The organism is Neobacillus sp. YX16 (assembly GCF_030123505.1).
GTDB lineage: Bacteria > Bacillota > Bacilli > Bacillales > Cytobacillaceae > Neobacillus.
Window position 1 is genome coordinate 795311 of sequence record NZ_CP126115.1, and the last position, 22333, is coordinate 817643.

Below are 22333 nucleotides of genomic sequence, written 5' to 3' on the forward strand. Positions count from 1 at the left end.
ACAACTATCTATATTTAAATCCTGTCATTTTCTGCTTTGTAATAACAGATTTCCCTCATTACCATTTTTAACTTTTAGTGTTCAAATGTCCAACAAGCAGGGAAGATTTGTATAAAAGTAGCATGAATGCACACCTTAAATAATAATCTATTGTCCGGAAGGTGCTACATATTGAAATAGTTGTATCCCAAACAGAAAGAAGATTCTAATAGAAAACCCAAAACGATATCTTACAATATTCAAACAAACTTAGAACAAGTCAAAGAAGAGTTGCAATCCTGTTCAGATTTAGTGATCCGCGAGCTTGACCTAGGAAACTTCAAAAAGGCTGCGCTTGTCCATATTCAGGGTATTTCGGACAGGGATTCCATTAGCGATAATGTGGTAAATCCATTACTTGAAAAATTTAAAAATACCAATTTTGATAAGACATCCGATTCAGTTTTGTTAGATGAACTAAAAAGGAATACATTTACCGTCTCGCAGGTGAAAACTGAGACAAAATGGACAGTCGCTGCAATACTTTAACTTTAATGAAAGGCCTGCTGCGGGAGATGTGAATCAGGATGATGTGATTGATATCCGGGACGCACTGGCAATTCAACAAGCTTGGAACAAAAATGAAAGAGCATCTGATATTAATTTCGACGGTGTTGTGAATGCAAAGGATATGCAGTACGTTGTAAATAACTATCTAAAGCAAAACCCAGATGCCGAGAACCCGCCGGCACCTGTTGAACAAATCGATGGAAAGACACTTCAAGATATTTTAACAGAATTGCAAATATCATCTTAATACCCATCCCTATAGGTTAAGACACAAAAAAACGCTATTCTTCTATATAATAATTGGAAGAATAGCGTTTTTTTGAAATAACATCCGCCGTAAAAAAATGTTTGATAAGGGATGATAAAGGACAAAATGTTATATAGTCTTTTTGAAGCTTCAGCTAAAAAGGGGATGTAATGATAAATGAGGAAATATTATAGAGTGGCCATTTTGGCAATTGCTTTCCTGTTTATTTTGAGTGGATGTCAGGAAAGAAATCAAAATGTAGATGAGGAAAAGGAGGTGAAAGAAACAATGAATCCTTCAGTCCAAATAGATCCTGAAATAGATCTATCAAGTGAACAAATGACCTCAATTATCATTGAATTCAAAACAAAACCAGCTAAAATAGCCGTTTTAGAAGCAGAAGCAAAGGGGATTCCTTTAACAATAGAGGAAGCGAAGGAAAAGGTAGAAGAAAGTCATGCAACCTTTCAAAAGGAACTTGAATCGTTATTAGATAAGAATCAAGTGCCCTATAAGGTAAGAAACACATATAAGACTGCATTAAACGGAGTTTCGATGGAAATACCAGCAAATGAAATCATAAGGCTGGCAGAGGCTTCATCGGTCATATCAAAAATACATCCAAACAAAAAAATTCAGCTAAATCCACCTATTTCACCTTCTGATCAGAAGTAAAAATGTATGTGCCTTAAATACATCCTTTATTTAATACTTCTGTTAGTAATGATACTTATCTGAAATATTTGTTAAGAATGTTCAGTTTATAGAATGCTGTCAATCCTCATTTTTATAATAATTGTTGGTAATTTTCCCTGAAATTAGTAGTATTTAAAATAGGAGAGTTCTGATTAAGGAAAATCCGCAAAGGTTTATATTATAAGCGTAAATAGAACTTAGCAAAAGTAAAAAGAAGTATTAGTGCTTTTAACTGTAAAATCCTCCCTTAAATATGACAAAAATCATATGGTACGATGAATTTGCAAATAACGGCAATTTTTAAGGAGGATTTAAAAATGTTGAAAAAGAAAGCACTTTTAACCGTAGTAGCTGCGGCAGCTGTAGTTATGGCCAATCCAGCAATGAATAAAGCAGATGCTGCTACCTTTAATCCAGTAGTACAGGAAAAGGTCTATGTATATCAAGGAACAAATATGAATGAGATTAATAGTGTGCTAGAAAAATATCTTGCTAGCTTTGGGTTTACAGTGCCGAAAACAACTGTAAAACAGCCAGTCCAAACAGCACCAAGTCAACCAACACAACAGCCTGACCAGACAACTACTCCACAGCCCGTACAGCAACAGCCTGTAGAGAAGCCGTCTGAGACATCAACACAACCAGCAACACCACAAAATACAAGTAATTTAAGTGCTTATGAGCAAAAAGTGGTCGACCTTACTAATCAGGAACGTGCAAAAAATGGGTTGCCTGCGCTTAAAGTAGATTTGACACTTAGCAAAATGGCACATGAAAAATCTCGTGATATGTCTGTGAACGGCTACTTTAGCCATACAAGCCCAACATATGGCTCACCGTTTGACATGATGAAAAAGTACGGGATTTCGTATCGTTCTGCTGGTGAAAATATTGCCATGGGGCAGCGAACTCCTGAAGAAGTGGTAAAAGCTTGGATGAATAGCGAAGGTCACCGCAAGAACATCCTAAGCCCGAACTTCAACCATATTGGGGTTGGTTACGTTTCACAAGGCAATTATTGGACACAGGAATTTATCGGTAAATAGTTTGTGTTAGATTTATTCTTAAAGGAAGTCTGTTGAATTCAACAGGCTTCTTTTGCTGCGCCTTTGTTGAAATAGATAGTTTTTTATAGGAAAGCTAGAATTACCCCAAATTTATATATGATTTTTCACCCTTTATGCCTGAAAAAGCCTATTATTACTGTGAACTACTAAGTAATGAGAAGGATAATAGGCTAAAAGTCCTGAAAAATTATCCCAATAGGTGTTCAAAGACATAGAGATTATGATAGTAGTAAAACCATTAATACTTTTAGAACGCAGATAGCCCATTAGATCGATTTATATTGAATTATTAGAAAGATACATATTTGAAATCATTCTTTTAAGGGCAGGGATTGATTATGTTAAATAGCCGAACTATTGCCATTTTGCGGGAGCTGCTAGCAGTTGATACTCCCATCACGAGCGAATACTTAGCAAATGTTATCCAAGTAACCTCGAGAACTATACGAAATGACATCAAAGAGTTAGAGACAATCATTTCGAAATATGGAGCGTCCATCAAATCAATCCGAGGAGCAGGATACACACTGAAAATTGACGATGACAAAGTATTTCGGAAGTTCCTGCTTGAAGAATTTCAAAGTGAAAAGCTTAAGCCCTCTATGCTGCCCAATACACCAGAAGAACGTGTTCATTACTTAATGCAACGTCTTCTCCTTACAGAAAACTTTCTGAAACTTGAAGACTTAGCGGATGAATTATTTATCAGTAAATCGACAGTTCAAAATGATTTAAAAGATGTAAAGAAAACCCTGCAAACGTACGACCTTTCCTTTGAAGTGAAGCCTAACTATGGTTTGAAGGTAAAGGGCGAAGAAGTGAAACTTCGGTTTTGTATGTCAGAGTATGTTTTTAATAGAATTCAAACAGAATATGATCTACATTCATCTCAAAAGCCTCTCATTCCAATCGATGAAATGAAAATGATTCGGGCGATTATTTTAGAGCAAATAAAAGAAAATGATATTACGTTATCAGACATTGGCTTAAATAACCTAATCATTCATATAGCGATCGCGTGTAGACGCATTACAGATGGAAATTATGTCATTCTGAATAACGAAGAACTAAAAGATGTTACAAATCAAAAAGAATATGGTGTTGCAAATAAGATTGTTCGAGAAATTGAGAATAGGATGAAAGTAGATTTTCCAGAAACGGAAATAGCTTATGTTGCTATTCACTTGTTAGGGACGAGGATGATCAGACATTTAAATAATATTGACGGTGACCTTCGGAATTATATTGACAAAGATATCTACCGATTGACGATGGAAATTCTTGATTCCATTGAAACAAAGTTAACCTTGGGCCTTAAAGATGATCTAGAACTGATTGTCGCAATAGGCTTACATTTAAAGCCGGCTATAAGCCGCTATCGTTATGGGATGAATTTAAGAAATCCAATGATTGATGAAATAAAATCGAATTACCCGATTGCCTTTGAGGCAGGAATTATTGCAGGTATGGTGCTAAAAAGAGATCTAGGAATAGATATTGATGAAAATGAAGTCGGTTACCTTGCCCTTCATATTGGGGCTGCCATCGAAAGAAGAGCGATTCACACTGAACCAAAGCGGTGTATGATTGTATGTGCATCTGGTGTTGGCAGCGCTCGGCTATTGTCTTATAAGCTGCAATCAAAATTTGGGGCCAGGCTTGAAATCGTTGGCACAACAGAATATTACAAACTTAATGAAGTCCCCTTTGATACTCTTGATTTTATCGTTAGCACCATCCCTATTAAAGAATCCCTGCCAGTACCTGTTATTGTGGTGAACACATTTCTTGGTGGTAACGATTTTGAAAGAGTGGAAAAAGAATTAGGGGAAAGAAAACATGGGACGTTAGAATACACGAAAAAAGAACTTGTTTTTCTACAAGAAAAGTTTGAAACAAAAGAAGAGGTTCTCTGCTTCTTAGGCGATAAATTAGAAAAACTAGGACTTGTTGATTCTTCCTTTATTGATGCAGTTCTTGAAAGAGAAGCGTTATCGCCGACTAGTTTTGGAAATTTGGTTGCGATCCCTCATCCTATCACACCGAAGACTGACTCTACCTTTTGGGCTATCTGTACATTACAAAAACCAATAGATTGGGGCGGTAAAAGAGTGCAATTTATTTGTCTATTAAGTATAGAGAAAAACAGCTCTACCTATCTGCAAAAAATGTATGCTTTGTTAGTCAAAATCGTTGAAGATATTCGAATCGTTCAGCAGCTTCTAAAGTGCAAAACGTATGATGAATTCTTAGAAGTATTTTAACTTTAGCTATCATCCTCTGGCCAATGTTACCAATCCGTAAACATTGGCCTTTTTTTATTATTTGAGAAGGCAATTAATATTTTCCGGAGCCCAACGGAAAAAGCTTGTGTGTAGATGTAAGCGTTTCCAAAATAGAATGGAATTACGACATGAATTTCACAGATAAAAACTAGAGGGGGAGAAGGAATGAATATTTTACTTTGTTGTGCAGCTGGTATGTCTACAAGTTTATTAGTATCAAAAATGCAGAAATGTGCAGAAGAGCAAGGCGTAGAAGCAAGAATTTGGGCTGTTTCAGGAGATGCTGTTCGTAAACATATCGACGAGGCGGATGTATTACTGATAGGTCCACAGGTCCGCTATTTATTACCACAATTAAAGAAACTTGGTGAGGAAAAAGGGATTCCAGTTGATGTCATTAATACGGTTCATTATGGAACTTGTAATGGGTTAGAGGTTCTTAAGTATGCACAACAATTAGTTTCTAAATAAGGGGAGTGTATGGGATGAGCAAAATAAATAATATCCTAGAAAATAAGATTATGCCTGTTGCAGGACGCATTGCAGCACAACGTCATTTACAAGCATTACGTGACGGGCTCATTTTGACAATGCCATTGATTATTGTTGGATCATTATTTTTAATTTTAGGGTTTATCCCAATTCCGGGTTATGCAGATTTTATGGCAGGTATATTTGGAGAAGCATGGCTGTCTAAGCTGCTCTATCCAGTGGGGGCTACATTTGACATTATGGCTCTGATTGCTGCTTTTGGGATTGCATACAGGTTAGCTGAAAAGTATGGAGTGGATGCCTTATCGGCAGGGGCCATTTCTGTTGCTGCATTTTTGTTGGCCACTCCCTATCAAGTGTCGTTTTTACCAGAAGGAGCAAAAGAGGCAATTATGGTAGGAGGAGCGATCCCCACTGCATTAATGGGAAGTAAGGGATTATTTGTAGCGATGCTGGTCGCTATGCTTTCTACAGAAATTTATCGATTCGTTGTTCAGAGGAATATTGTCATACGTATGCCGGATGGAGTTCCGCCAGCTGTAAGTAAATCATTTATTGCACTCATTCCAGGATTTTTTGTTATCGCTATTATTTGGATCCTACGCTTAATCATTGAACAAACATCTTTTGCAAGCCTTCACAATATTGTGGGTGAATTATTAGGAAAACCACTAGGAGTACTCGGAGGAAGTCTAATTGGAAGTCTTGTCGCCGTTTTACTCATACAATTACTTTGGTCATGCGGTTTACATGGTGCCTCTATTGTAGGTGGCGTTATGGGACCAATCTGGTTATCTTCGATGGATGCCAACCGTATCGCTTTCCAAGACGGCCAAAACTTACCGAATATTTTTACACAGCAGTTCTTCGATATCTTTATTTATGTAGGCGGAAGTGGTGCAACGTTGGCGCTTGTGATTGCGATGCTATTTTTGGCAAAAAGCCAACAAATGAAACAATTGGGACGATTGGCGATTGGACCAGGATTGTTCAATATTAACGAACCGATTACGTTTGGTATGCCAATCGTAATGAATCCTCTAATGATCGTGCCATTTATTTTAGCACCTATGGTTATGGTTCTTACCACATATATCGCTATGTCAACCGGGTTAGTAGCGAAACCAGCAGGAATTGCCGTTCCTTGGACAATGCCGCCAATTATCGGTGGATATTTGGCAGCAGGAGGAAAAGTTTCGGGAGCCATTCTTCAAATCGTGAATTTTGTTCTATGTTTTGCCATCTACTATCCATTCTTCAAAATGTGGGATCGACAAAAGCTAGCTGAAGAGCAAGGCGTTTCATCTGACAAAAATTTAGATGGGAATGGCTTTACTGCGTAAGGAGGCACTATGACGAAACTTGTTATTAATGCAGATGACTTTGGTTACTCAAAGGGAGTAAACCTTGGAATTATCGAAGCATATAGAAATGGTGTTGTTACTTCAACTACAATGATGACCAATATGCCAGGAGCTGCACATGCTGCAGCTCTTGCATTGGAAAATCCAGGATTAGGGGTAGGAATTCATCTTGTCCTAGATTGTGGTTCACCAGTAAATGAAGAGGTTCCTTCTCTTATTAATGAGAATGGATTCTTTCATAAAATGAATGATTTGGTGAAGCAGGCGAGCTTGTCGGATATTGAAAAAGAATATACAAGTCAAATAGAAAAATTCCTTTCCTTCGGATTACAGCCAACACATATTGATAGTCATCACCATCTCCATGGACATGAAAAAGTTTATCCAATTGTTGCTAATCTGGCAAAGAAATACAATCTGCCGGTTCGTAAAGTATCGGCGGACCCAAGACATGTAAGTAACGAGGAATTACAAATGGTTCAATACTTCAGTCCAGCTTTTTATGGAAATGACCTGTCAGCAAATCATTTAATTGAGCTTGCAGATAGAGCCTTATCCTATGAAACTGCTGAAATCATGACACATCCTGCCTATATTGATGAGCCGTTACTTTCTGGGAGTTCATATGCTTTACAACGTGTAAGGGAACTGGCTATTTTAACCGATAAAAAGGTTCAGCAGGCATTTTTAGATAAGAATATTAAATTAGTAACGTATAAAGAAGTAGGCTATCAATCTTTTGTTTAAAAAGGAGGTAAGTATTGTGATGATTTCAGAGCAAACCATTTTCCAAATCATTCTTCATGGGGGAAATGGGAAAAGTTCGTCAATGGAAGCCATCGCTGCAGCAAAAGAAGGGGATTTTGTTGAAGCGAATAAAAAGTTAAAACAGGCATCGGAAGCATTAAATGAAGCCCATCATGTTCAAACACAATTAATTCAAAATGAAGTTAACGGGGCAAACTCTGAGGTATCTTTATTAATGGTGCACGCTCAGGATCACTTGATGAATGCCTTGACTGTAAGGGACTTAGCCACAGTAATAGTTGATTTATATGAAACAGTCTCAAAAAAGGAGGTACATAAAGATGAGTAAAGGAATTAAGATTGTTACAATTGGCGGAGGCTCCAGCTATACGCCTGAACTTGTAGAAGGGTTTATTAAGAGATACGAAGAGCTGCCTGTAAGCGAGCTTTGGTTGGTTGATATTCCCGCAGGGGAGGAAAAGCTTAATATTGTTGGTGCATTAGCAAAAAGAATGATTGAAACGGCAGGACTGCCAATTGAGGTTCATCTCACACTTAATCGTCGAGAGGCCTTAAAGGATGCGGATTTTGTAACTACTCAATTTCGAGTAGGATTACTTGATGCACGTGCGAAGGACGAAAAGATTCCATTAAAGTATGATGTAATCGGCCAAGAAACCAATGGTCCTGGCGGATTATTCAAAGGGTTAAGAACGATTCCTGTGATTTTAGATATTTGTAAGGATATCGAGGAGTTATGCCCAGATGCCTGGCTGGTGAATTTTACAAATCCAGCAGGAATGGTGACTGAAGCTGTTTTAAGATATAGCAATATTAAAAAAGTTGTTGGATTGTGTAATGTTCCTGTAGGGATGAAAATGGGAATTGCAAAGCTATTAGAAGTCTCTGCTGATAGGGTCCATATCGATTTTGCAGGACTGAATCATATGGTGTATGGATTGAATGTTTACCTAGACGGTATAAATATAACGGAAGATTTACTAGATAAACTGACCAGTAAACAATCAGGGATTACCATGAAAAATATTATTGATCTTGGCTGGGAGCCAGCATTTATTAAAGGACTAAAGGTCCTTCCATGTCCGTATCACCGGTATTACTATCAAACTAGCAGCATATTGGCAGAAGAGATAGAATCATTTAAAACCGTTGGAACTCGTGCAGAGGTAGTCAAACAGGTAGAAAAAGAATTATTTGAGTTATATAAAGATCCCAATCTAAGTATCAAGCCTCCTCAACTTGAAAAACGTGGAGGAGCTTACTATAGTGATGCCGCGTGCAATCTGATTAACTCCATTTACAATGACAAGCGCGACATTCAGCCGGTTAACACGAGAAACAATGGAGCCATTTCGAGCATTCCGGACGACTCTGCTGTTGAAGTGAATTGTATAATTACAAAAGATGGTCCAAAGCCTATAGCGGTTGGCGATATGCCGGTTGCTGTAAGGGGTCTCGTTCAACAAATTAAATCATTTGAACGAATTTCTGCAGAAGCAGCGGTTACCGGGGACTATAATACCGCACTTCTTGCGATGACCATTAACCCATTGGTACCTTCTGATAGAATTGCCAAGCAAATATTAGACGAAATGCTTGAAGCACATAAAGAGTATTTACCACAGTTTTTTAAAAAACAAAAAAGTGAAGTTTAGGCTTATAGTAAAAGACGTCGGAAACCACGACGTCTTTTTATCATAACTTAACAATATGTGACAAAAGACTTTTTAACCAAACGTTTGAAAAAAGCCTCTATCAGCCCTTTTTATAAACGAAATTTTGCTTATTTCCCAGAAAATTTTTTGTCGATAAGTTAGTTTCACCATCTTCTATTAATCTACAAATACCAGCAAATATGTAAAGTAAATAACAATAAATCGACATGTCCTTGTAATTCCTTTGACACAACTCTTTGGTAACCTAATTATTGAACTACTCACCACTCTTAACGCCCTTACGGGTCGTTTGAAGTGGGAGATTCCTAAGTACAGAAGCCTATCGGGTTCCAATTGATTAGGCTATCCCCGTAGTCCCTACGGTTAAGATGCGTATTGCTTCATCTCTAAGGTTCTGTCCTGCGTTAAAATCTCTATCGTGATGTGTGCCACAAAGAGGACAAATCCACTCACGAAGGTTAAGATTCTTAACGTCTTTATTTTGGTAGCCACAACAGGAACACAACTGTGAACTAGCAAATGTTTTAGATACTGCAATGACTTGTTTGCCGGACCATTTTGCTTTGTACTCAAGCATTGTGCGAAATTGTGACCAAGATACTTCACTGATGGCTTTTGCTAACTTGTGATTTTTTAGCATATTGGACACTTGCAAGTCTTCAATACCAATTACATCGTGGTTTTTGATGATTTTAGTAGAGATTTTTTGCAAGTAGTCTGTTCTTGCATTTGTGATTTTCTCATGTATACGAGCTACTTTCCGTTTTTGCTTTTGGAAGTTTTTCGCTTCATCCAATTTACATTTTCGTTTCAGAGCCAGCTGCTGTCTTCGGGAAAGAATACGCTGGGCATCAGCTAGCTTATTTTCCAATGTACGAAGCCATTTAGGATTATCAAAAACTTCACCATTTGAAAGAATGGCAAAGTTTTTTAATCCTAAGTCAACACCAACGGTAGAGCCTGTTTTGTCTACAGGTTGTACCTCCACCTCTGCGAGAATAGATACAAAGTATTTTCCACTTGGATTGCGTCTAACCGTTGCATTAAGAATACGGCCTTCTACTTCACGACTTTTGGCAAAACGAACAAGTCCAAGTTTAGGCAGCTTAATTTTGTTGCCTACAACGACAATGTTTTTATTAGTTTCTTTTGTTGTGTAAGACTGCACCTTATTCTTTTTAGACTTGAAACGAGGTGCCTTGTTTTGCTTTTTGAAGAATCGTGTATACGAATCAGCAAGGTTTTTCAGTGATGATTGAAGAGCAATGCTATCAACTTCTTTTAGCCATAGTAATTCCTTTTTCAGCTGTGTTAATTCAGCAGAACAGGAATTGTAGGTTAATCCTTTGCCTGTTTCTTTGTACGTATCGTTCCATTGCCTTAAAAAGCGATTGAATACAAAACGACTACATCCGATTGTTTTAGCAATTACGACTTCCTGTTCTTTCGTTAGATAGATACGGAATTTATAAGCTTTGTTGACTAACATTGTTTTCACCTCACTCTTGAGAAGAATGTATGTTCTTATTATACCATGTTTGGAAAGATTTGGCTAACGCCAAACCGACATTTCTCCCCCTTATCGTTGGGCTGCGCCATTCACATGATTGAAGAGGGAGTATTCTGTCGGGAAAAGATAAAATGCCGAAATTGTATAGGAGACCAAGAAATGAGAAGGAGAAAAAGGCGGAGGCTGAACTGGCGAAATATAATAGGCTTGTTTTTATTTATTATACTTATCGTTGGCGGACTCTATGGGTTTACAGTGTATAAATCTTTTAATAAGGCGGTAGCAACTATGCATGAACCGCTTGATGACAAACAAAATAAGGGGAAGCAGACGGAAGCTTTAAAAAAGAAAGAACCATTTTCCGTGTTAATGCTTGGTGTGGATGAGCGTGAAGGTGATAGCGGCCGTTCTGACACGATGATTGTGTTAACGGTAAATCCAAACAATAATTCTGTAAAAATGCTGAGTATTCCAAGGGATACACGAACAGAGATTGTTGGTAAGGGAAAGGAGGATAAAATAAACCATGCCTACGCCTTTGGCGGTGTTTCAATGGCGGTAGATACGGTAGAGAATTTCCTTGATATTCCGATTGATTATTATGTGAAAATCAATATGGAGGGCTTTAAGGATATTATTGATACCGTTGGCGGGATTAATGTCGAGAATGATTTTGCTTTTACGGTGGAAGAAGTTGATTTTCCTGCTGGTAAGATTCACCTGAATGGCGATGAAGCACTAACTTTTATCAGAATGAGATACGATGATCCGAATGGAGATTTCGGCCGTCAAGAACGCCAGCGTCAAGTAATTCAAGCAGTGATCAAAAAGGGCGCAAGCATCTCTAGCTTATCAAAAGCACCAGATATCTTCCAAGCGATAGGCAGTAATGTCAAAACGAATCTTACCTTTGAAGAAATGATTAGCATCCAAAAGAACTATAAGGAAGCTGGAAAAAACATCGAACAGCTGACATTACAATCTGAAGGAAAAATGATTGATAATATCTATTATGGACTTGTAACGATAGCAGAACAACAGCGTGTTCAGAATGAAATGAAATCACAATTGGAAATGAATAGTGAAGCTGATTTTTGATTGGCATTGATTAAAGGACTGGCGATTATCATACCCAGTCCTTTTCTTTTTCTAAAACGGAGCAGTTACCAAAAGAAGGTTTTTATAATCTGAAATAGAAGTATTTTAAATAACTTTAGAATGGAGATGAAAGATATGTATATACCAAAATCTTTTAATATTAATAAGGAAGAAGTTTTATATGACTTTATTGAAAAGAATAGCTTTGCCACCTTGTTTTCTCTGCATAATGGAGAACCCTATGCCACTCATCTGCCACTTCTTATGAATAAAGAAGAAGGTTATTTGAAGGGACATTTTGCCAGGCAGAACCAGCAGTGGAGGGATATCGTGGGTCAGAATGTTCTTGTCATCTTTCAAGGCCCGCATTGCTATATTTCACCATCATGGTATGAGACAGATCAAGCAGTACCAACTTGGAATTATGTAGCAATACACGTTTATGGAGAGTTGGAGATTATCGAAGAAGAGAAGGAAGTATTTGATTCATTGGCAGACATGGTAAATAAATATGAAAAACCAGACAGTTCCTATCAATTAGAAAATGTTGATGAAAATTATATTAAGGGCATGAGTAAAGGTATTGTAGGTTTTAAAATCAATATTAACAAAATAGAGGGGAAAGCCAAACTAAGTCAAAATCATCCAGAAGCTAGACAAGAATTAATCATTAAGCAATTAGAAAATAGTGTAGATCAAAATAATATACATATAGCACAATTGATGAAGAAAAATCTCACTAATGGTTAATAATGGAACAATAAAAAAATAATAGTTGACCCTGTGGTGCACCCCACAGTTTATTATTTAGGTGGGGAGGGAGAGACCTGTACAAAATTAGCGATTTTTCGAAGATGACGGGATTAAGTAAAGAAACGCTGCGTTATTATGCAGAAGTAAAGTTACTAGAACCTGCTTATATTAATCCAGAAAACAATTACCGCTATTATGATGATGGCAGCTATTTTTTAGCCACTCTCTTAGTAAAGCTAAGAAGATTTGGTTTTACGATACAGGAGATGATTTCTGTGATGGCGGATGAGTCTTTCGCTCATTTAGAAGATTTGTTAGTACAAAAAAGAAAAAACATCCAAGTGCAAATCGAAGACCTTCGTCTTCAGCTTGAAGAAATAGATGAATTTATCGCATCAGGGAGGGAGGAATCGGAATGATTCAATGGAAAGAAGAGAAGATGATAGAGGTAAATATTGAAAAAGTGTGGAGTTTATTTTTTGATGAAAATATTAAGAAAATAATGCCTAAGGTAGAGGAACATACCATCATTGAAAAAACGGAAGTGGAGGTGGGAGCAAAGCACCAGCAAAAATACCGCGAAGGAAAGCGGGTGGAGACATACATTGTAGAAACACTTGCCTACGAAGATTCTCCAGATAAAAAGCATAAGCAAATAAGCTTTGTTTTAGGCAAAGCTTTTAATATTTCGCTAACTTTTACGTTAATTAAAATCGATGAGAACCACACTAAATTCATTTACGAGGGGCAAAATGAAGGAGTTAATTTTGTAGGGAGAGCCATGTTGAAGCTCGGAAGTGAAAAAAGCAACAATCTTGTCGTAAAGGAATTCATGGACAAGGTTGAACAGGAAGTGTTAAAAGTTTAAAAGTAAAATACGGCGAACAGTGGCAGTCACTGTTCGCCGTATTTATTATCAGGTAATGATAGGGCTGATTTCCTTTACTAATTAATTTCCATACATAGAAGAATGAAAACATAAATATTAATAGGAAGGGTAAGAAACCAATTCATTAATAAGGGGTGTGAAAACTGATGGGTATAAGTGAAGGTGAACGAACCTTAAACCGTTATATCAGATCCACTTTTCAGGCACTAGTTGAAGCTATCATTCCACCCCATCTTAAATATAAAGATTATTTAGGAACTGCTCAAGTGGCCGGAGCACAGAAATTACATGTTTATGAATATGTTATTTGGATATTAGATCATTCGATTGCCCTCCCGGTAAAAGAGCAGCTTAATTTAGTTAATGGTGCCATGTCTAAACCGACTGCTGAATTGCTGGATTTGGGAGCTGCTCACTTAGTCCAAACGGGGCAGATCCTTTATCCTCTAAATGTGACAGTATTTCCTAACGGCGGTCCTTTCTCTGCACTTTCTAAGGTAGATAGGTTAAGGGCTATAACCCTAATAGAACGACTAGATATTAATCTTGAAAACTTGAGCATACCTTACAAAAATAATCCGGAACTCGTTCGAATTATGATGGATGTACTGAATGAACTCCCCTTGTTTGGCCACTATTCGGAATGGACGGCGTATGGAACCACAAGACTATTTTCTCCTGAATTTAGAAGAGTGGAACATTTTCCACTCGGATGGTTCCAGACTGGCTATCCAGGTCCATCATTTGGTTATCGGGATTTTCGCGGATTCTTAGCAACATTTAAGCACAAGAAGGTGGATGATTAATGTCTAACTTTGAGGTGATTGTAATTGGTGCAGGAGGCGGCGGAGCCGTTATTGCTAAAGAACTCGGAGAAAAGGGTTTAAAGGTTTTGGTTTTAGAAGCTGGCCCCTGGTACGGGAATAAAAAGTGGCCAAACCCAAATTCACAGTCAGGAGCTGAATCCAGTTCAACATCAGATGATTTGGATGTTGTCCTCCATAAACAATTGTTGAACAAGTTTGAAATGAACATGAATGATTTGGTTACAGGAAGGTTTCGATGGGGCCCGGCGGATCGAAGTCGTTCCCAATGGTTTCGGAACGCTGACCAGAAGGGCGTAATTTGGCAATGCTCCGGTGTTGGAGGTACCACCCAAGCGTATACCGCTAATTGTCCCCGGGCATATCCAGCGGCAATCGATAATGTCTGGCCGATATCTTACCGGGAACTTATACCCTATTATGAGAAGGTGGAAGAGACATTACCGGTGAACTTCGCTGCCACTACGGCAAAAGAAGAATTATTTTATTATGGTGCAAAGAAGGCAGGATGGCACTTGATTCCTACGCTGGATGTAACAGGACCAGGGTATAGGCCGCAGCCAAATGCAATTTTACCTCCTAACAAAAACATCACAAATTTAAACCTCTCAGAAGAGCAGTTATCCTGGATGGAAGGCTGCACTCTTTCGGGCCATTGTATCAACGGTTGTCCACATGGTCCATCTGTAGATAAAATGGCAAAACGGTCCACAAATGTCAGCTATGTTCCGCTTGCATTAAAGACTGGCAACGTTTGTATAAGACCAAATGCCTTTGTTATAAAAATTGTAACAGAAAATACCGTTTCTAAAGGGCTGCATGCCGTTGGAGTAAAAATAAGGGACACGTGGACCGGGGAGCAGGAAGAACTGCGGGCGGAAATCGTAGTGATGGCCTCCGGAAGCATTGAAAGTCCCCGACTTTGGTTAAATTCAGGGCTTCCTGACAATCAATGGGTAGGAAGAGGTTTGGTAAATCATTATATGGACTGGGTATCTGGGATATTTGAGGAAAAGGATTTGATTCCAATATTGGGTACTTCAGATATTAACCCCTTTGTGGGGAATACATGCGGGGCAAGGATGGATTATCCCGGGCTTGGTGCGCTTCAGTCTGTGGGGATGAGTCCGGGATTAACAGCTTCTTTTTATGCGGTGAGTGAGTCTGGATACTCTTTCTTACACACCCCTGGCATGAATGATCCATGGGATATTAGGGGGCGTCTTTTCGGTTATGAATTAAAAGAAACAATGGACGCCTACCGTAGAACTTTAAATATCTTAGTCAGTACAGATGATGAAGTGAATCAGCGAAACGGGATTACACTCGATCCGTTAATCCGTGATGAAAATGGATTTGTCCCTGTTGTGAAGTATCAGCCAACCAAACAATCCAGCAGGAAAAGAAGCAAACTGGTTAAAATAGCAGCAGAGCTTTTAAGAAAAGCGGGGGCAAAAAAAATAATTTGGACAAATTGGCCAACAGGCATGATGATTCATATAGAAAGTACTATGCGTATGGGCTTTGTCGTTGATCAGGATTGCGAAACATTTCAAGTAAAACGGTTATATATCGCTGACAACAGTGTTCATTATAATAGTTTGGGGGGAGTCAATCCGACCCTTACAACTCAGGCATTAGCTACGCGTACTGCGGAAAAACTAGTTGAAAAGTATTTCAATTAGCATGCTTTATTGACTAAATGGAAAAGCTACCATCATAACAAAACAAAGTTTGGTGGGATCTTCTAACATGAAAGTATTCGAACTAATTCAAGATATATTTCAACCATTTATGGACGGCGAGAAAAGACCATTAAATGTGATGGAAGTTTCTAACCTATGGTTTTTTCTACTAGGTACTGGTACAACCATGCGAAATGAAGAAATTGGTATCAATCTTGCCCAAGACCCGGAATTGAAACAAATTTTAAAGGATATAAGAGAAACCGTACATATTCCAATTAGAGACGAGCTTAAAGAGTTTCTCATGAAGGAAGGTGTACCTTTTCCGCAATCTACACCCGAAAAACCGGTTGGTGATTATCGGAATATACCAGAGGGTGCTAAGTTAAAATGATGAGGAAATGGCCAATTTAATGTCCTATAATCTAGCTATGGGGGTTAATTATGCTGCCAAAGGACTTACAGAATCTATTCGGGCAGATGTTGGATTAATTTTTTCAAAAATAATCTTAAAGAAAACCACAGCTGGTTTAACAATAAAACAGTATTTAGATCGGCATGAGTGGCTTCGAATTCCCCCTTATTACAAAGCATAGGTCTTTTAATATCGAAATAAAAGCCCCAGAGTATAATATTCTGTGGCTTTTTAGCATTCAATGCCTATTGACAAAATTGAAGTATTTAACTATCATTTATTTATTAGTCAATAAATAATTTTAAGGATGGTAGCAAACGTGGCAGTCCGAGAAGATAAAAAAGAAATCATAATAGAAAATGCTGTAGGAGTCTTTGCTGAAAAGGGGTATTATAAAGCAACCACTGCAATGGTTGCAATGGCAGCTGGGGTAACACAGCCTTATGTGTTTCACTTTTTTAAAAACAAAGAAGAACTATTCAATGCGGTTATTGACCGGGCATTTAGCCGCATCTATGACACTTTTGCTAAAGTGCATGCACCTGCCGATCAATTAATCGAAACCATGGGGCATGCATTTGAACAAATTATCCAAACCCACCGTGATGAAGTATTGATGGTTATGCAGGCACATGCGATTTCTGATCCAGGAATTCGAGAGCATGTCAGCGGTCTATTTCTCAAAATTTTTGAATCGCTAACTTTGAAATTTGAACATGCAGGCATTCCAAATGCAAAGGAAACAGCCTCCCAGTTTATTGGTACAGGACTATTAATTACGCTAGCGGAAGTACTGAAATTACCCCAGTTAACCCCAGGCAATGAAAACTGTTAAAAAGGAGCAATTTGCTCTCTTTTTTTAAGATCAAATTTATTGACTAATAAATAAATAGAAATTTCCTTATTTTTTTGGGATATTATTTATTGACTGATAAATAAATGTTAGCTGTATTTTTTTATGGTTACTTATTGACTGTTAATTAAATTAACTGAGAGAGGGTTATTATATGTCAAAGTTAGCGAAAGTAAGTCGAATTGAAAATGAACCAACTGTTAGGCTCTTTGAAGGTGAAAGAGCACTAGTCATGACAGGTATATACGGATTTATACTTTCGGCAGGAATAGCCATTTATATGTTTTTTCGAGGTTCGATTATTTTACCTGAAGGAAACGTGAAGGATGCCTTTTCTTTTAATGCAGCTATCGGAATTTATATCTTATCAATCGCTGCCATTCTGCCATTAACAAGACTTAATGCTTCCAGAAGGAAAGCGGTACGGTGGTTATTTATTCTAACAAGCTTATATTGTTATATCATTGAAACGGTTCAAAACTTTAGAGGAATAAGTCCGAGATTTTCTCGGGAAGGAACAGTTGTTGATATGGCTGCTGGAATCCTATTTGGAGTTGTTTCACTAGTATTAGTAATCTTGGCGGTAGTACTTACAGTCCATTTCTTCCGATTGAAAAAGTCTTCTCAACGCCCCTTGTTGATAACGGGGATTCGATATGCATTTATCTCGGTTCTAGCAGCGAATATTGCGGGTCTATGGATGATTCTTCTTCAGGACCGGCTTACAGGGGGGACTGGAAATGTAATTGTCCTGCATGGAATTGGATTTCATGCACTGCAAACATTGATTCTGCCTGCTTGGATTTTAGAAAAGTCTCGGATAAAGGAAAGCTTCAAACAAAGACTGATTCATGTTGGCGGTATTGCTTGGCTGCTTATGATTGTTATAATAGGCATCCAAACTGCATTGGGGCATTCGGTTTTTGAGTTAACAGCATTACCAGTTATTGCATGCCTATTATTTCTTATCTGGATTGGAACAGTAGTAGTTGCAGTTATGCTGCTTATCAAAAATAGAAAAGAGCTTACGGTTACTACAGAGGTGCTGGAGTGACCGAAAGGAAAATAGCAGAGAGCTCCTGTCACTTAATATTTTTTTAGAATAAATTTTTCAAAGAGTTAAAGCTTCTTGCAAAAATAATTAATCTCCCAGTAAAAATATTGCTACAATAGTAGATGGAGTTATTTGAATGTTCCAACTGCGGAGGTATTTTGTGCAAACTCGACGTTTTAAATTTAAATTAACTACGATTATTATTTTCTTCGTTTGTTTAGTGGTACTTGTATCTTTAATGATTACAGATTTTTTAATAAGCAGCACAGTCAGTAAAAATATTAGAAAACATCAGGAAGAGAAAGCCATGATGGTTTCGAGATCCATTGCAACTTCTCATATTGTTATCGAAGCATTGGAGGACGAACGTAAGACCAACGAGATTCAGGATTATACAAAGGATATTCTAGATGCTACGGACATGCTGTTTATTGTCGTCATGGATATGAACGGAATGCGGAAGTCGCATCCTAATCCAGAACAAATCGGAAAACACTTTGTAGGCGGGGATGAAAGGGAGGCGCTTAAGGGGAAAGAGTATGTATCAAGCTCACGTGGAACACTGGGTGAATCCTTGCGTGCCTTTACACCCATTTTTAATGTGACCGGTGACCAGATTGGTGTGGTTGCAGTCGGCATTTCACTAGAAAGTGTTGAAGCCGTTCTGGGCAAAAGTCATCGAAGTATTCTTACTGTTACAGTATTGGGTTTACTTGTTGGTATCATAGGTGCTATTTTACTTGCTAGGTATATTAAAAGAATCCTATTTGGACTTGAACCCTTTGCAATTGCCAAGATTTTTGAAGAGCGGAGTACGATGCTTCAATCCGTACATGAGGGAATCATTGCCGTTGATAATGAACAAACCATTACGCTGGTCAATCAATCAGCACGACAAATTTTTCAAAAGGCAGGGCTGTCTCAAGATCCAATTGGAATGAAAATCCACGAATATTTACCATCAACCAGACTTGATCAGGTTCTCGAGACAGGTAAACCAGAACTGGATGAAGAACAAATGATTAACGGGGTTTCCATACTCGTGAATCGAGTCCCATTAGTTGTAAATAACGAGGTGGTTGGGGCGATTTCAACCTTCAGGGATAAGAGTGATGTCAAGCAATTGGCAGAGCAATTAACAGGGGTGAAAACCTATGCGGAAGCACTCCGTGCGCAGTCTCATGAGTTTATGAATCGCCTTCATGTCATTCTTGGAATGGTCCAAATGAAGTACTACGATGAACTTTCTGATTTTATTCGTACTTTAGTTGGTCACCAAAATCGAGAGCTTGGTACTATTACTCAGAATATTAAAGACCCTGCACTAGCCGGATTTCTTATGGGAAAATTAAGCTATGCCAGGGAGGAAAACGTGGAGTTTACGATAGTGGTAAATAAGGCGATTCCTGAGCCGGCGGACCCAGTAATTGCTCATGAGTTAATTACCATTCTTGGCAATTTAATCGATAATGCGATTGAAGCGATGGGTGATTCTAGCGATAAAACACTTGAGGTTACTCTTCATTTTTTTGATAAATGTTTAACAATGGAGGTTTTGGATTCGGGTCCAGGAATTCCAGATGAGATTCAAAGGAGCATGCTTGAAAAGGGTTATTCTACAAAAGGGGAAAATCGTGGGTATGGTCTATATCTTGTTTCGAAAAGCATTGAAAGCTTAGGTGGGGAATGGACCATTGACTCTAAATTATTACTAGGAACAGAGATTCATATACGAATTCCATACGAGGCAAAGGGGTGGAATCATGATTAAGGTTCTAATAGTTGAAGATGATCCGATGGTAGCGGAGTTTAATAAGCGGTATCTTAAAGAAATAAATGGATTTAGTTTATCTGGCATTGTCCATAACGTAAGGGATGCAAAAGAGTTTCTTAACAAGGAACAGGTTAACCTCATTTTACTGGATGTCTATATGCCAGGGGCGAATGGTCTCGAATTACTTCATTTTATTAGGGAACAAAAGATGGCAGTCGATGTTATTCTGATTACAGCTGCAGCAGACACAGAAAAAATTCAAACAGCCCTAAGGCTGGGTGCAGTCGATTATTTGATCAAACCATTTGAGTTTGAAAGGTTTAACCAAGCTTTGGCGCAATATAAAGATAAATATGCCTTTTTTGAAAAAAAACAAGTTTTTAACCAGGAAGATTTAGATGATAGAATATTTCATTCGGAGCAGAGGGCGTCTGGGGAATTAACCATAGATTTGCCTAAAGGGTTAACCAGTAGTACGCTGCAAAATATCATACATGTGATTAAATCAAAAGAAGGCAGCCTTTTTTCAACGGATGATATCGCAGAAAGTACATATATATCGAGAGTGTCAGTCAGAAAGTACTTGAAATATTTAGCCCATCTCGGTGTCCTCGAAGAATCATTAACCTACGGGATTGGGAGACCGGTTTATTTTTACACATTGAAGAAGGATAAACTTAGTCAAGTAAATATGTATCTATAAAAAAAGTGGCCGAGCCACTTTTTTTCTTTGACTCTTTTCGTAAACTTGTTGCTTTAAGTATGAATCAGGATTCAAGGACATCGAGGATATATGTGACTGCAAGCGCTAAAAAATGGTGGAAGTGGTAACTAATAGGGGCTATAAGTTACCGCAAGCCCTGAAAAATCGTGGAAGTGGTAACTAATAAGGGCTATAAGTGATCGCTAGCGCTAAAAAATTGAAAAAGTGGTAACCAATAGACTACAAGGGCAACGTGTCCTCATCAGCCCCATTGTAAAAAATTCTAAGATTATATCTGTTCAACTGAAAACAACAATCAATGCGAAAACGGCGTTCTCTTTTTAAGAATAGAGGGCTATTCCTACCAACCCAGAAAGGATAATCACATAGACTGGATTCCAACGGAGCTTTAATAAGGCAAATAAAGAAAGGCCAAAGATGACTACTAAGCTTATAGAACGAAATGAGATATTGATAGTAATCAGGTTATTGGCCATTGCAAATTTAAGCGCAGCAAAGATAATTAAACTCGTTACGAGCGGTTTTAAACCATAGAAAATCTTTTCAACCACTGGATTATGATGGAGTTTGGTAAATAGAGCAGCAACAAGGATAACTAAGATAAGCGAGGGCAGTAAAATGGCCATCGCAGAGATAAGAGCGCCATTGATTCCTGCAGCAGAATATCCTACTAAAATCGCACTATTTACAGCGACTGGACCTGGAGACATACCAGCAATCGCAATCATATTGGTCAAACGTTCTGCAGTCATCCATCCGTAGTCAGTGGCTGCTGTTTCGATGATAGGAATCATCGCATAGCCCCCTCCAAAGGAGACAAAACCCATGATAAGAAATGTGTGAAACAGTTCCCACAATATCATACATTAGCACTCCTCTCTCTTAAATACCTGCACCCATGAAATAGTCAGGGTCAGTAGATGGATCCACTTTCTTTTTCTTATGCAAGTCTATATTGTAACCTAACTTCTGTTTAATTTTTACAGTCGCTAATCCCGTAATTGCTCCAAGAAAAATGGCAATAATGGGGTGGATGAAAAACAGTATTGGGACACCCAAAGCCATAATGAAGAATGTGGTCTTATCGGTAATCGCAGTTTTTGCTATTCTAATTGCTGCGTAGACAATAATGGCAACAATTGTCGCTCTTATTGAAATAAATGCGGCTTCTAGCTTTGGATTGTCTTGAACGTAGAAGTAAGAAATGCCTAAAGATAGAACAATTAGAAATGTAGGCAGCGAAACACCAATCATCGCAGCTAGCGCTCCTCTTATCCCGCCAATTCTGTGACCAATAAACGTGGCTGAATTCACCGCTACCGCTCCTGGAACCGTTTGAGATAATGCTATCACATCGGTAATGTCTTCATGCGTTAACCATTTTCGCTTTTCCACTATTTCTTTTATGATGAAAGGGATCATCGCAAAACCCCCGCCAAACGTAACAGGACTAATCTTAAAAAACGACCAAAAAATTTGAAACAACAACTTCCATTGGAACTTCACCTTCATAAATAATCCTTCTTTCCACAAGAACTAAAGAGAACAAAGCTCCCTTCAACCTATGAATCTAACACTATATATAAAGGTAACAAAAGATATGAAATGGG

25 protein-coding genes are annotated in these 22333 nt (G+C 38.1%); 22 read left to right on the plus strand and 3 right to left on the minus strand.

Annotated elements, in window-relative coordinates:
* Positions 1-180 precede the first annotated feature (180 nt).
* From QNH48_RS03905 to QNH48_RS03950, 10 genes are all read left to right on the plus strand, one after another.
* Complete coding sequence (locus tag QNH48_RS03905; protein ID WP_283953841.1) at positions 181-528, plus strand: spore germination protein; 348 nt, start codon at positions 181-183, stop codon at positions 526-528.
* A 28-nt stretch (positions 529-556) separates the two neighbouring features.
* Positions 557-796 carry a dockerin type I domain-containing protein gene (locus QNH48_RS03910; RefSeq protein WP_283953842.1) on the plus strand — a complete coding sequence of 80 codons (240 nt, stop codon included), beginning with the start codon at positions 557-559 and terminating at the stop codon, positions 794-796.
* Between the two features lie 177 nt (positions 797-973).
* The gene (locus QNH48_RS03915; protein WP_283953843.1) at positions 974-1471 is read left to right on the plus strand and encodes a protease inhibitor I9 family protein; all 498 of its coding nucleotides are present in this window, start codon (positions 974-976) and stop codon (positions 1469-1471) included.
* 341 nt (positions 1472-1812) lie between these two features.
* A complete protein-coding gene (locus tag QNH48_RS03920; protein ID WP_283955674.1) occupies positions 1813-2538 on the plus strand; it encodes a CAP domain-containing protein in 726 nt (241 codons plus the stop codon).
* 359 nt (positions 2539-2897) lie between these two features.
* Entirely contained in the window at positions 2898-4823 is a 1926-nt protein-coding gene (locus QNH48_RS03925; RefSeq protein WP_283953844.1) for a BglG family transcription antiterminator, read from the plus strand.
* Between the two features lie 186 nt (positions 4824-5009).
* Entirely contained in the window at positions 5010-5315 is a 306-nt protein-coding gene (locus tag QNH48_RS03930; RefSeq protein ID WP_133370215.1) for a PTS sugar transporter subunit IIB, read from the plus strand.
* A 14-nt stretch (positions 5316-5329) separates the two neighbouring features.
* Positions 5330-6679: a PTS cellobiose transporter subunit IIC gene (gene celB, locus QNH48_RS03935; RefSeq protein WP_283953845.1), complete on the plus strand. Its 1350-nt coding sequence runs from the start codon at positions 5330-5332 to the stop codon at positions 6677-6679.
* A 9-nt stretch (positions 6680-6688) separates the two neighbouring features.
* On the plus strand, positions 6689-7447 hold the full coding sequence (chbG, locus tag QNH48_RS03940) for a chitin disaccharide deacetylase (protein ID WP_283953846.1): 759 nt from the start codon (positions 6689-6691) through the stop codon (positions 7445-7447).
* A 19-nt stretch (positions 7448-7466) separates the two neighbouring features.
* Complete coding sequence (locus QNH48_RS03945) at positions 7467-7796, plus strand: PTS lactose/cellobiose transporter subunit IIA (protein WP_283955675.1); 330 nt, start codon at positions 7467-7469, stop codon at positions 7794-7796.
* Complete coding sequence (locus QNH48_RS03950; RefSeq protein ID WP_283953847.1) at positions 7789-9123, plus strand: 6-phospho-beta-glucosidase; 1335 nt, start codon at positions 7789-7791, stop codon at positions 9121-9123. The genes QNH48_RS03945 and QNH48_RS03950 overlap by 8 nt, the downstream gene beginning before the upstream one ends.
* 358 nt (positions 9124-9481) lie before the next feature.
* Here QNH48_RS03950 and tnpB read toward each other — a convergent pair whose 3' ends face one another.
* The gene (gene tnpB / locus QNH48_RS03955; RefSeq protein ID WP_283953848.1) at positions 9482-10633 is read right to left on the minus strand and encodes an IS200/IS605 family element RNA-guided endonuclease TnpB; all 1152 of its coding nucleotides are present in this window, start codon (positions 10631-10633) and stop codon (positions 9482-9484) included.
* A gap of 180 nt (positions 10634-10813) precedes the next feature.
* Here tnpB and QNH48_RS03960 point away from each other — a divergent pair, with 180 nt between their 5' ends.
* The 12 genes from QNH48_RS03960 (at position 10814) to QNH48_RS04015 (ending at position 20702) form a co-directional block, all read left to right on the plus strand.
* Positions 10814-11752 carry an LCP family glycopolymer transferase gene (locus QNH48_RS03960; protein WP_283953849.1) on the plus strand — a complete coding sequence of 313 codons (939 nt, stop codon included), beginning with the start codon at positions 10814-10816 and terminating at the stop codon, positions 11750-11752.
* Positions 11753-11887: 135 nt separating this feature from the next.
* Positions 11888-12502 carry an FMN-binding negative transcriptional regulator gene (locus tag QNH48_RS03965; RefSeq protein WP_283953850.1) on the plus strand — a complete coding sequence of 205 codons (615 nt, stop codon included), beginning with the start codon at positions 11888-11890 and terminating at the stop codon, positions 12500-12502.
* A gap of 86 nt (positions 12503-12588) precedes the next feature.
* On the plus strand, positions 12589-12924 hold the full coding sequence (locus QNH48_RS03970) for a MerR family transcriptional regulator (RefSeq protein WP_283955676.1): 336 nt from the start codon (positions 12589-12591) through the stop codon (positions 12922-12924).
* Complete coding sequence (locus tag QNH48_RS03975; RefSeq protein ID WP_283953851.1) at positions 12921-13373, plus strand: SRPBCC family protein; 453 nt, start codon at positions 12921-12923, stop codon at positions 13371-13373. The genes QNH48_RS03970 and QNH48_RS03975 overlap by 4 nt, the downstream gene beginning before the upstream one ends.
* 167 nt (positions 13374-13540) lie before the next feature.
* A complete protein-coding gene (locus QNH48_RS03980; protein ID WP_283953852.1) occupies positions 13541-14200 on the plus strand; it encodes a hypothetical protein in 660 nt (219 codons plus the stop codon).
* Positions 14200-15903: a GMC family oxidoreductase N-terminal domain-containing protein gene (locus tag QNH48_RS03985; protein ID WP_283953853.1), complete on the plus strand. Its 1704-nt coding sequence runs from the start codon at positions 14200-14202 to the stop codon at positions 15901-15903. The genes QNH48_RS03980 and QNH48_RS03985 overlap by 1 nt, the downstream gene beginning before the upstream one ends.
* Positions 15904-15970: 67 nt before the next feature.
* Positions 15971-16297 carry a DUF3231 family protein gene (locus tag QNH48_RS03990; protein WP_283953854.1) on the plus strand — a complete coding sequence of 109 codons (327 nt, stop codon included), beginning with the start codon at positions 15971-15973 and terminating at the stop codon, positions 16295-16297.
* 7 nt (positions 16298-16304) lie between these two features.
* Positions 16305-16499, plus strand: a complete 195-nt coding sequence (locus QNH48_RS03995) for a YvdQ family spore coat protein (protein ID WP_283953855.1) — start codon at positions 16305-16307, stop codon at positions 16497-16499.
* A gap of 126 nt (positions 16500-16625) precedes the next feature.
* Positions 16626-17153 (plus strand): TetR/AcrR family transcriptional regulator, encoded by a 528-nt coding sequence (locus tag QNH48_RS04000; protein ID WP_481858456.1) that lies wholly within the window; start codon positions 16626-16628, stop codon positions 17151-17153.
* 172 nt (positions 17154-17325) lie between these two features.
* Positions 17326-18225, plus strand: coding sequence for a hypothetical protein (locus QNH48_RS04005; RefSeq protein ID WP_283953857.1), 900 nt, complete (start codon positions 17326-17328; stop codon positions 18223-18225).
* Between the two features lie 136 nt (positions 18226-18361).
* Complete coding sequence (gene dcuS, locus QNH48_RS04010) at positions 18362-19996, plus strand: DcuS/MalK family sensor histidine kinase (RefSeq protein ID WP_283953858.1); 1635 nt, start codon at positions 18362-18364, stop codon at positions 19994-19996.
* Complete coding sequence (locus tag QNH48_RS04015; protein WP_283953859.1) at positions 19989-20702, plus strand: response regulator; 714 nt, start codon at positions 19989-19991, stop codon at positions 20700-20702. Before dcuS ends, QNH48_RS04015 begins: the two co-directional genes overlap by 8 nt.
* A gap of 341 nt (positions 20703-21043) precedes the next feature.
* On the opposite strand, the gene QNH48_RS04020 is transcribed toward QNH48_RS04015, so the two are convergent.
* Both QNH48_RS04020 and QNH48_RS04025 read right to left on the minus strand, forming a co-directional pair.
* Positions 21044-21586 (minus strand): chromate transporter, encoded by a 543-nt coding sequence (locus tag QNH48_RS04020; RefSeq protein WP_283953860.1) that lies wholly within the window; start codon positions 21584-21586, stop codon positions 21044-21046.
* A 19-nt stretch (positions 21587-21605) separates the two neighbouring features.
* Positions 21606-22235, minus strand: a complete 630-nt coding sequence (locus QNH48_RS04025) for a chromate transporter (protein ID WP_283953861.1) — start codon at positions 22233-22235, stop codon at positions 21606-21608.
* Positions 22236-22333: the final 98 nt, after the last annotated feature.

Bases quoted from the DNA above. Each gene is read 5' to 3' on its own strand.
- QNH48_RS04015 (WP_283953859.1), top strand. From the start codon at position 19,989: ATGATTAAGGTTCTAATAGTTGAAGATGATCCGATGGTAGCGGAGTTT.
- QNH48_RS03990 (WP_283953854.1), top strand. From the start codon at position 15,971: ATGAAAGTATTCGAACTAATTCAAGATATATTTCAACCATTTATGGAC.
- QNH48_RS03995 (WP_283953855.1), top strand. From the start codon at position 16,305: ATGGCCAATTTAATGTCCTATAATCTAGCTATGGGGGTTAATTATGCT.
- dcuS (WP_283953858.1), top strand. From the start codon at position 18,362: ATGTTCCAACTGCGGAGGTATTTTGTGCAAACTCGACGTTTTAAATTT.
- QNH48_RS03965 (WP_283953850.1), top strand. From the start codon at position 11,888: ATGTATATACCAAAATCTTTTAATATTAATAAGGAAGAAGTTTTATAT.
- QNH48_RS03925 (WP_283953844.1), top strand. From the start codon at position 2,898: ATGTTAAATAGCCGAACTATTGCCATTTTGCGGGAGCTGCTAGCAGTT.
- QNH48_RS04000 (WP_481858456.1), top strand. From the start codon at position 16,626: ATGGTAGCAAACGTGGCAGTCCGAGAAGATAAAAAAGAAATCATAATA.
- QNH48_RS03950 (WP_283953847.1), top strand. From the start codon at position 7,789: ATGAGTAAAGGAATTAAGATTGTTACAATTGGCGGAGGCTCCAGCTAT.
- QNH48_RS03980 (WP_283953852.1), top strand. From the start codon at position 13,541: ATGGGTATAAGTGAAGGTGAACGAACCTTAAACCGTTATATCAGATCC.
- QNH48_RS04020 (WP_283953860.1), bottom strand. From the start codon at position 21,586: ATGATATTGTGGGAACTGTTTCACACATTTCTTATCATGGGTTTTGTC.
- QNH48_RS03945 (WP_283955675.1), top strand. From the start codon at position 7,467: ATGATTTCAGAGCAAACCATTTTCCAAATCATTCTTCATGGGGGAAAT.
- QNH48_RS03985 (WP_283953853.1), top strand. From the start codon at position 14,200: ATGTCTAACTTTGAGGTGATTGTAATTGGTGCAGGAGGCGGCGGAGCC.
- QNH48_RS03915 (WP_283953843.1), top strand. From the start codon at position 974: ATGAGGAAATATTATAGAGTGGCCATTTTGGCAATTGCTTTCCTGTTT.
- QNH48_RS04025 (WP_283953861.1), bottom strand. From the start codon at position 22,235: ATGAAGGTGAAGTTCCAATGGAAGTTGTTGTTTCAAATTTTTTGGTCG.
- QNH48_RS03975 (WP_283953851.1), top strand. From the start codon at position 12,921: ATGATTCAATGGAAAGAAGAGAAGATGATAGAGGTAAATATTGAAAAA.
- QNH48_RS03960 (WP_283953849.1), top strand. From the start codon at position 10,814: ATGAGAAGGAGAAAAAGGCGGAGGCTGAACTGGCGAAATATAATAGGC.
- celB (WP_283953845.1), top strand. From the start codon at position 5,330: ATGAGCAAAATAAATAATATCCTAGAAAATAAGATTATGCCTGTTGCA.
- tnpB (WP_283953848.1), bottom strand. From the start codon at position 10,633: ATGTTAGTCAACAAAGCTTATAAATTCCGTATCTATCTAACGAAAGAA.
- QNH48_RS03930 (WP_133370215.1), top strand. From the start codon at position 5,010: ATGAATATTTTACTTTGTTGTGCAGCTGGTATGTCTACAAGTTTATTA.
- QNH48_RS04005 (WP_283953857.1), top strand. From the start codon at position 17,326: ATGTCAAAGTTAGCGAAAGTAAGTCGAATTGAAAATGAACCAACTGTT.
- chbG (WP_283953846.1), top strand. From the start codon at position 6,689: ATGACGAAACTTGTTATTAATGCAGATGACTTTGGTTACTCAAAGGGA.